We start from the raw sequence: 8,212 nt of genomic DNA, 5'->3' as shown, positions 1-8,212 counted from the left end.
TCGCCTATGACAACATCAACTTCCTGGGCTGCCACGCCTTCTCCCGCGCCGATGTCACCAGCGGCCTGCGCGCCCGCCGCCGACACGGTGACCGCCGAGCCGTCCCGTGCCAGGCGGGTACGGTTACTCGTCGCCGTCGCTGTCGCCGAGCCAGACGAGGTCGGAGCCGAGCCGGTACGCCGCGCTCTGCGGGCTCGTCCACCGGCCGAATCCCCGGGGTGTGCCGACGGTGGCCGCGTCGCCGCCCGGCAGGGCCAGCCCGTAGGCCACCAATCGCGCCATGATCTCCTCGTCCTCGACCTCCCGGACCAGCGCGAACACGCGGGGCAACCCTCCGGCCAGTGCCCGCACCTCCTCCCTGCTGAGCGGCAAATCGGACTCCCAGGACAAACCGCCCCCGCCGTCTTCGGTCTCGCCGCGCCGTGAGCCCATGCCGTGGTAAACAGTCGGGTAGTCGGAACCGTTGAAGTGCTCCATCTCGGGTGCTTCCTTCCGGCATCGGGACCGGGGCGAGCATGGCCTGTCAGCGAAGCCCGCCCCGGTCTCCTTCTCTTCCCTGGTGTTCCTGTGACCACGTGACCGTCCCGTGGTCGGATGCTGCCATTTCTTGCGCTCTCTGTGAGCGGGTGGCTACGTTGAGTATAGTGACACACGGTTACTAAAGTTCACAAGCTGTATTTGCCAGGCTGGTGAAGCCCTGGCCTGTACAGCCCAGCCTGGAAGGTGGATATGGCTGCTCCGAAGTGGGTGACGCTCCGAGCACAGTGGCTCGGCCAGCAACTCCGCGAGTTACGTGAGGCCAACTCTCTGTTGCTCAAGGACGTGGCCGAGTATCTCCAGCGAGACCCGTCCACTGCGGGCCGCTTCGAATCGGGGGAGTATCCGATCCGGCGCCCGGACCTGCTGGCCCTCCTCGACCTGTACGGCGTGGCCGACGGCAGGCGACGCGAGAGCCTGATGAAGCTCAGCCAGGAGGTCTGGCAGAAGGGCTGGTGGGACGGGTACGCCAACGAGGTCGCCGGTGCGTTCGTCGACTATGTGTGGCTGGAGTCCCGTGCGGCCGAAATCCGCTCCTTTGACAACACCCTGCTTCTCGGGTTGTTTCAGACGCAGGAGTACGCGCGGGCGGTGATCGCGGCGGCGGAGTTCGGTGCCGAAAAACAGCAGATCGAGCGATGGGTCGAGTTGCGCATGACTCGTCAGGAGATCCTCCGAGGTGACGACCCTCCGCGCCTGTCAGCGATCATCGATGAAGCGGTGTTGCACCGTGAGGTCGGTGGTCCGGAATGTCAGATGGCGCAGCTACGTCATCTGATCGAGTGCGCCGCCCGGCCGAATATCGAGATCCGAGTGCTCCCGTTCAGTGCTGGTGCGCATGCCAGCCCGACAGGTGCTTTCCGAATACTGGCGATGAGGAATCCCTATCCTGGGGTCGCCTATGCGGAGACCCCGAAGGGCGCTATTTACGTGGAATCGCCCGATGCTGAGAGCTTCATGCTGACGTACGATAATTTGCAGAAGCTCGCCCTCGGCCCCGAAAACTCGGCCGAGCTCATCTCCGCAATAGCGAAAGAAATGCGGTGAACGCGATGCAGGAGCACAGTAAGCCCAGCTCCGGTGAACTGGCCGGTGTGGCCTGGCACATCAGTACGAAGAGCGAGAACGGCGGTGGAAGCTGCGTGGAGGCCGGGCCGTTGGCCGATGGTAGTGGGCGGGTGGCGGTGCGGCACAGTCATCGGCCTGATGGTGAGGTGATCGTCTATACCCGCGCCGAGTGGGAGGCGTTCGTCGGCGGTGTCAAGGACGGGGAATTCGACTTCTCCGGCACCTCGGGCTGAGGCGAGGGGCCTGAACGCGATGACGGCCCGTCAGGCTCGGTCCGTCGGTCACTCGTCCGACAGGTAGACGGGACGTCCTTCCTGCCGGGCGAGGCGGGCGGTGAGCAGGCGGGTGGTGGCCTTCTCCCCAAGGAGGGTGACGGCGGTGTGCCACGGGAGGAACGCCACCTCGTCAAGCTCCTCGGCCTCCGGGCTGATCTGACCGGGATCGCTCAGCACGCCGCCGTCGAACACGAAGTGGATCAGCGGGCGGGGGCGTTCCCCCGACGGTGGGCTCCAGTGGACCACGAGGAGGTCACCCACCTCGACGGGCACGCCGAGCTCCTCGGTCGCCTCACGCCTCGCGCACGCGTGGGGCGCCTCGTCCTCTTCCACGACTCCACCGGGGAAGTCCCAGGTCGGCCGGTAGTTGGGCTTGACCAGTAGCACCCGGCCCTCGGGGTCGGTGATCAGCAGGCAGGCGCAGACGAACACGGTGGGCAGGGTGGCGTACCAGGTGACGGGGTCGAGGTAGGGCTTGCTCACCCTCGCCACGCTACCGCCACGAGCCGCAGGTCCCGGGCAAGGCCCGCCGAACCGTCATCGGCCATTCACATCCGGAAGGCCGGACGTCACCGTCGCCGCTCGGTCGAGTTTCCCAAGCCGGCGTGCTCCCCTCCTCGGCCCTCCCTGACGGCAGATGCCCCGGTGGACGATCCTTCTACTCAGCCGAGTTTCTTGACCAGCACCTCGAACTCCAGGTCGTCCCTGGTCGGCAGGCCGAAGCTCTCATCGCCGTAGGGGAACGGGGTCGTCTCGCCGGTGCGGACGTAGCCCCGGCGCACGTACCAGGCCAGCAGTTCCTCGCGAGCCGAGATCACCGTCATGTGCATCTCGTCCACCCCCCACTCGTCGCGGGCGAGACGCTCGGCCTCGGCGAGGACCGCCTTGCCGAGGCCGCCGCCCTGCAGCGTGGGGCGTACGGCGAACATCCCGAAGTACGCGTGCCCGCCCCGGCGCTCCACCTGGCAGCAGGCGATGATCTCGCCCTCCGACTCCGCGACCAGCATGCGGCCGTCCGGGTTCTCCACCGCGGCGGTCACGCCCTGGGCATCGGTCCGCTGCCCGCCCAGCAGATGCGCCTCGCTCGTCCAACCGGCCAGGCTCGACTCTCCCCGGTACGCGGACTCGACCAGGGAGACCAGGGTGGGGATGTCCGTGACGGTGGCGGCACGGAAGGTCGCTCGCGCGGTCCGCGAAGGGCTGTTCATGAGTGCGGGGTCCTCTTCAGCAATCGGTGGATCATGCGGATGCCGGGACATCCGGTGCCGTGAGCCAAATCTAGTGGGACGGTTCTCCCTGGCCGACCGCCGCCTCGGTGCGGAAGTCGCCGCCGTATCAGTGCAGCGTGACGAAGGCAACGCCGTACCCCCAAAGCCCGACACCGGGCTGAGTGACGGCCTCTTCCGTCCAGTCGCGGCTCTCCATCTGCCGGGGCAGGCGTTCGCCGGTGGCGGGATCCGATGGGTACTGGACGTGCTCGGCGCGTGCTTTGCTTGCTCCATGGACGAGGTGCAGATCACTCACTATCTGGACAGATTGGGCGTGACCCGGCTCGCGGAGCCGGATGCTCGGAGCCTGCGGGCCTTGCAGTTCGCGCACCTGAGGACGGTGCCGTTCGAGAACCTGAGCATCCATCTCGGCGAGCCGATCTCGCTCGACTCCGACGCGCTGTTCGACAAGATCGTCAACCGCCGTCGCGGCGGTTTCTGTTACGAGCTGAACGGGTTGTTCGCCGAGTTGCTGACCGCGCTCGGCTACCGGGTGACGCTGCTGGCCGCCCGGGTCTTCGGCGGCGGCGCGCCGGGGCCGCTCTTCGACCACCTGGCACTCCGCGTCGATCTCGACGAGTCGTGGCTGGTCGACGTCGGGTTCGGCGACTTCTCCGACGAGCCGCTGCGGCTCCACGAGCGCGCGGAGCAGAAGGACGGCGGGGGCGTGTTCCGGATCGCACCCGCACCCGGCGACCACGGTGACCACGGCGACCTCGACATCACGCACAATGGCGACCCGGGTTACCGGCTGACCGCCCGGCCCTACGAGCTGGCGGACTTCGTCCCGATGTGCTGGTGGCAGGCGACCTCCCCGCAGTCGCACTTCACCAGGTCACCGATCTGCTCGATGCGCACGGCCCAGGGCCGGACCACGCTCAGGGACCGCAAACTGATCCACAGCGTGGACGGCGAGCGCATCGAACGCGTCCTGGACGAGACCGAACTCCTCCCCGCCTACCTCGACTCCTTCGGGATCGCCCTCGACCGGGTCCCCTCCGCGACTCCGCCGTCATAGCTGCCCTGGCCAGGTTGAACCTGGCTGAGCTTCTGCCCACGGAATGACCTGGAGTGCGGTTCTCCACCGGGATCCGGCCCGGTCAGGCCGTGGTGAGGGAGCGGTCGCGGTTGACAAGGGCGGCGTAGGGGCCGCCGGCGGCGAGGAGATCGTCGTGGCTGCCGCGTTCGACGATGCGGCCCCGGTCGAGGACCACGATCTGGTCGGCGTTGCGGATCGTCGACAGGCGGTGGGCGATCGTGATGGTGGTCCGGCCGCGTGACAGGGTGTCCAGCGCCTCCTGGACGGCGCGCTCGGTCTGGGTGTCCAGGGCGCTGGTGGCCTCGTCGAGGACCAGTACGGGCGGGTCGCGCAGCAGCGTCCTGGCGATGGCCAGGCGCTGCTTCTCGCCGCCGGAGAAGCGGTAGCCGCGCTCGCCGACCATGGTCTCGTACCCCTCGGGCAGCGAGGCGATGTGGTCGTGGATCCGGGCGGCCCGGGCGGCGGAGACGATCTCCTCGTCGGTGGCCGAGGGGTTGGCGAACCGCAGGTTGTCGGCGATCGAGGAGTGGAACAGGTAGGTCTCCTGGGAGACCACGCCGACCGTCTCGGCCAGGGCCTCGAAGGTCAGCTCGCGCACGTCCACCCCGTCGACGGTGATCCGCCCGCCGGTCACGTCGTACAGCCGGGGGAGCAGGTAGCTCAGCGTGGTCTTGCCCGAGCCGGTCTCGCCGACCACGGCCAGGGTCGTGCCCGCGGGGACGGTGAGGTCGATGTCCGACAGGGTCGGGGTCTCCCCGTAGGAGAAGTCGACGTGCTCGAAGCGGATCTCGCCGCGTACCGTCTTCGGCGTGCGGGTGCCGGGGTGGATGTCCACGGCCAGGTCCAGGTACTCGAAGATCCGGGCGAACAGCGCCAGGGAGCTCTGCACGTCGACGCCGAGCCTGAGCAGCGACACCGAGGGGCGGAACAGGTTCAGCTGGAGGGTGGTGAAGGCGACGACGGTGCCGATGGAGATCGCCGAGGTCAGTCCGGTGGCCCAGTAGATCATCGCGGGCATGGCCGCCATGATGATCTGGATGGTGGACTGCCGCCAGCGTCCGGCCATGCTGGAGCGGAGTTCCAGGACGGCCAGCTCGTCCGAGGCGGCGGAGAACCGTCTGGCGAGCTCGGGGCCCTGGCCCATCGTCCGGCCCAGCAGGATGCCGCTGATCGACAGCGACTCCTGGATCATCGACGACATGGCGGCCATCTTCCGCTGCCGCTCGGAGGTGATCTTTCTGCGTTCCCGGCCGACCCTGCGGCTGATGCCGACGAAGAGCGGGAGCAGTAGCAGTGACACCACGGTCAGCCGCCAGTCCAGCACCAGCATCGCGATGATCGTCGCGATCACGGTGGTCAGGTTGGAGACGATCGCGGCGGCGGTGGAGGTGACCACCAGCTGCATGCCGCCGATGTCGCTGGCGATGCGCGACTGCACCTCGCCGGTCCTGGTGCGGGTGAAGAAGGCCATGGACATGCGCTGCAGGTGGCCGTAGACGGCGGTGCGCAGATCGTGCATGACGCGCTGGCCGACCCCGTTGGAGATCAGCATCTGGATGACGTCGAGCACGCTGGTGACGACGGCGACCGCGACCATGCCGAGTACGAGCAGCGTCAGCAGGCCGGTCCTGCCGTGCGGGATGGCGTCGTCGAGCACCGCGCGGAGCATGAACGGCGAGGCCAGCGAGACGAGCGAGGACAGTCCGATGAGGGCGCCCACGATGACCAGCCGGCCCCGGTAGGGGCGGAACAGGCCGACGACGCGCCGCAGGGGCGCGCGGGGCTCGTCGCTGGTGGGTGGTGCTCCGTCTTCGAGGGGGGCCTGCTCTCCGGGGGGTGCTTCGTTCGCGCGGGGATCATCGGTCATATGAGGTGTTTCGTGCCGTTCGGCACTCCTGGTCTGTTCCGTCATGGAACTCCCTTCTGGTGGCTGTCCGAACAAGAGGTTACGGGGCCGGTCAGGCATTTTTGCTGGCAACCGGCTCGCCGGGGCCGACCGATGGGAGGGAGGTGACGGGAGTGGCCAGATCTCGACAGTGTTTCCGCCGAGCGTTCATCAACTTTCCTGACGGAGAGTCGTTGATCTATCCGAAAGCGATCTATAACGTCATTTAGCGTGACTCGTCCCCCCAAGTTGCTTAAAGTACTGATCGCCGCAGTTGTGCTGATCCCTATCGGTCTCGCCTCCCTGCCCGCCTCCGCCGACCCCGCCCCGGACCCGGAGCACCCCTGGCGCCTGGAACACTGGCCCCAGACCCAGCCCTGGCAGCAGGACGCCCCCGAGGCCTCGGCCGCGCGGCGCGCCGAGCCCGTCACCCCGGCACCGATCGACCCGCAGAACTGGAAGAACCCGGACCACATGACGTGGGCCGACTACCGCAAACCCCCCGGCACCAACTGGGCCGACCCCGCGGTCAAGGGTTCCAAGCGCACCTTCCGCGGCGCGCTCGTCCTGGCCGACTATCCCAACCAGCCGTTCGTGGTCACCCAGCCCAAGGGCTCGACGGTCTTCAGGAATCCCAGCGCCGAGGCCCACGACATTCCCCGTGACCAGGTCGCCGGCTTCTACCGGGACTTCCTCAACACCCCCAACGACCTCAACCGGGGCCACACCATCCACGAGTACTGGATGGAGGACTCCGGGGGTCGTTACGGCGTGGAGTTGACCGCGTTCGGCCCCTACCAGATGCCGGGCAAGTCACACGAGTACGCCATGGAGTTCCAGGGAGGCACCGCCTGCCCGGCCGGTGACGCCTGCAACCGCAACATCAGGACCGACGCGCGGGCGTCGTGGATCGGTGACGTCGGCCAGGAGGTTCCGGCGGGCTTCGACTTCGTCTTCTACCTGAGCGCGGGACAGGACGAGTCGGCCACCTGGCAGGAGTTCGGCCCGATCAAGTTCCCCACCAAGGAGGCGGTGACCGACGACTTCGGCCCGCCCGACCCGGCCCTGCCCAACTGGGCCAGAACCCGCTACGTGGAGTGGACGTCCTGGGCCTCGGCCGCCTCCATCTGGCCCAACGCCGGGGGCGGGTCCTCCACCCAGGCGGAGAGCTCAGGGCAGGGCGTTTACGCCCACGAGCTCAGCCACATTCTCGGCATCGGCGACAACTACAACAACCCGTTCGGGGTACCGCCACGCCGGGCGTACACCGGGATCTGGGAGATGCTCAGCCGGGGCAGCTTCAACGGCCCGGGTGGCCCGCACAGCCGCTGGCTGATCCCGCCCACCTCGGGCGGCTCCATGGGAGCCCAGCACATGCTCCGCAACAAGATCAAGCTTGAGATGGTGGACGAGAACAACGTGCTGCGCCTGTCCCGTGAGGCGCTGGCCGAGTCCGGGGTCGTCGTGGCGGAGGTGACCGCCCGGGTGATCCAGCCGGGACCGGCCGGTCTGTCCGGGGTCAACATCGCCTTCGGTGACGGCGACCGCAGCCCGGCCTGCGACGTGCGCACCGACCCGTTCTGCGACGGCGGCGGATACCACAACTACACGCTCGAGGTCGTGGACAGGATGGGCGCCGACTCCTTCACGCCGGACTCGGGTGTGCTGCTGGCCAAGACCAAGAACGCCGACCAGGCGCCCTTCGAGTGGGTGATCGACGCCAACCCGCAGGACATCGGCATGACCGACTACGTGCTGCCGGACGGCACCGCCGTGCCCATCACGATCGGCGACTACCGCCAGTTGTCGGACGCCCTGTTCCACGCGGGCACCGGCTCGGGCTCCGAGTTCGAGTACGTGGACGAGGCCAACCGGCTCCACTTCTACGTCCTGGATCTCAAGCGCGACCGCAAGGGCGTGCTCTCCTACACGGTGGCGATCCGCTCACTGGACGGCGCCGGCCCGAACAAGCGCGGGGTGAAGGTGCTCCCGTCCGTCGGCCTCCCGTCCGGCGACGGCCTTTCCACCTGCCGCTTCCCGCTGTTCGGCGGCGGTGTTCCTACCCGGGGCCGGCTCATCCGGCATGGACGGCTTCATCGTTCAGCAGCGGGCCGCCGAACTCACCACGAGCGTGCTCTAC

The 8,212-nt window shown here is 68.0% G+C and carries 8 protein-coding genes; 4 read left to right on the top strand and 4 right to left on the bottom strand.

Annotation, left to right across the window (positions count from 1 at the left end):
• Positions 1–123 precede the first annotated feature (123 nt).
• Positions 124–477, bottom strand: coding sequence for a hypothetical protein (locus tag ABZ260_RS40970; RefSeq protein ID WP_355628470.1), 354 nt, complete (start codon positions 475–477; stop codon positions 124–126).
• 252 nt (positions 478–729) lie between these two features.
• On the opposite strand from ABZ260_RS40970, the gene ABZ260_RS40965 reads away from it, so the two are divergent.
• A complete protein-coding gene (locus ABZ260_RS40965; protein ID WP_355628463.1) occupies positions 730–1,584 on the top strand; it encodes a helix-turn-helix transcriptional regulator in 855 nt (284 codons plus the stop codon).
• 5 nt (positions 1,585–1,589) lie between these two features.
• Complete coding sequence (locus ABZ260_RS40960; protein ID WP_355568586.1) at positions 1,590–1,838, top strand: DUF397 domain-containing protein; 249 nt, start codon at positions 1,590–1,592, stop codon at positions 1,836–1,838.
• Positions 1,839–1,886: 48 nt separating this feature from the next.
• Here the strand turns inward: ABZ260_RS40960 and ABZ260_RS40955 are convergent, their stop codons facing one another.
• The gene (locus ABZ260_RS40955; RefSeq protein ID WP_355628461.1) at positions 1,887–2,363 is read right to left on the bottom strand and encodes an NUDIX hydrolase; all 477 of its coding nucleotides are present in this window, start codon (positions 2,361–2,363) and stop codon (positions 1,887–1,889) included.
• A gap of 179 nt (positions 2,364–2,542) precedes the next feature.
• The gene (locus ABZ260_RS40950) at positions 2,543–3,088 is read right to left on the bottom strand and encodes a GNAT family N-acetyltransferase (protein ID WP_355628458.1); all 546 of its coding nucleotides are present in this window, start codon (positions 3,086–3,088) and stop codon (positions 2,543–2,545) included.
• Positions 3,089–3,161: 73 nt separating this feature from the next.
• On the opposite strand from ABZ260_RS40950, the gene ABZ260_RS40945 reads away from it, so the two are divergent.
• The gene (locus ABZ260_RS40945; protein ID WP_355628455.1) at positions 3,162–4,166 is read left to right on the top strand and encodes an arylamine N-acetyltransferase; all 1,005 of its coding nucleotides are present in this window, start codon (positions 3,162–3,164) and stop codon (positions 4,164–4,166) included.
• A gap of 82 nt (positions 4,167–4,248) precedes the next feature.
• Here the strand turns inward: ABZ260_RS40945 and ABZ260_RS40940 are convergent, their stop codons facing one another.
• Positions 4,249–6,054, bottom strand: a complete 1,806-nt coding sequence (locus tag ABZ260_RS40940; protein WP_355628453.1) for an ABC transporter ATP-binding protein — start codon at positions 6,052–6,054, stop codon at positions 4,249–4,251.
• A gap of 294 nt (positions 6,055–6,348) precedes the next feature.
• On the opposite strand from ABZ260_RS40940, the gene ABZ260_RS40935 reads away from it, so the two are divergent.
• The coding region (locus tag ABZ260_RS40935) for a M6 family metalloprotease domain-containing protein (protein WP_355628451.1) at positions 6,349–8,212 on the top strand (1,864 nt) is incomplete at its 3' end.

The organism is Streptosporangium sp. NPDC006013 (assembly GCF_040614275.1).
In the GTDB taxonomy this organism is placed as follows: domain Bacteria; phylum Actinomycetota; class Actinomycetes; order Streptosporangiales; family Streptosporangiaceae; genus Streptosporangium.
This window is presented reverse-complemented; position numbering and strand designations above follow the sequence as displayed.

Excerpts from the sequence above, each read along its gene's own strand:
- ABZ260_RS40940 (WP_355628453.1), bottom strand. The coding sequence starts at position 6,054 with ATGACCGATGATCCCCGCGCGAACGAAGCACCCCCCGGAGAGCAGGCC.
- ABZ260_RS40960 (WP_355568586.1), top strand. The coding sequence starts at position 1,590 with ATGCAGGAGCACAGTAAGCCCAGCTCCGGTGAACTGGCCGGTGTGGCC.
- ABZ260_RS40970 (WP_355628470.1), bottom strand. The coding sequence starts at position 477 with ATGGAGCACTTCAACGGTTCCGACTACCCGACTGTTTACCACGGCATG.
- ABZ260_RS40950 (WP_355628458.1), bottom strand. The coding sequence starts at position 3,088 with ATGAACAGCCCTTCGCGGACCGCGCGAGCGACCTTCCGTGCCGCCACC.
- ABZ260_RS40965 (WP_355628463.1), top strand. The coding sequence starts at position 730 with ATGGCTGCTCCGAAGTGGGTGACGCTCCGAGCACAGTGGCTCGGCCAG.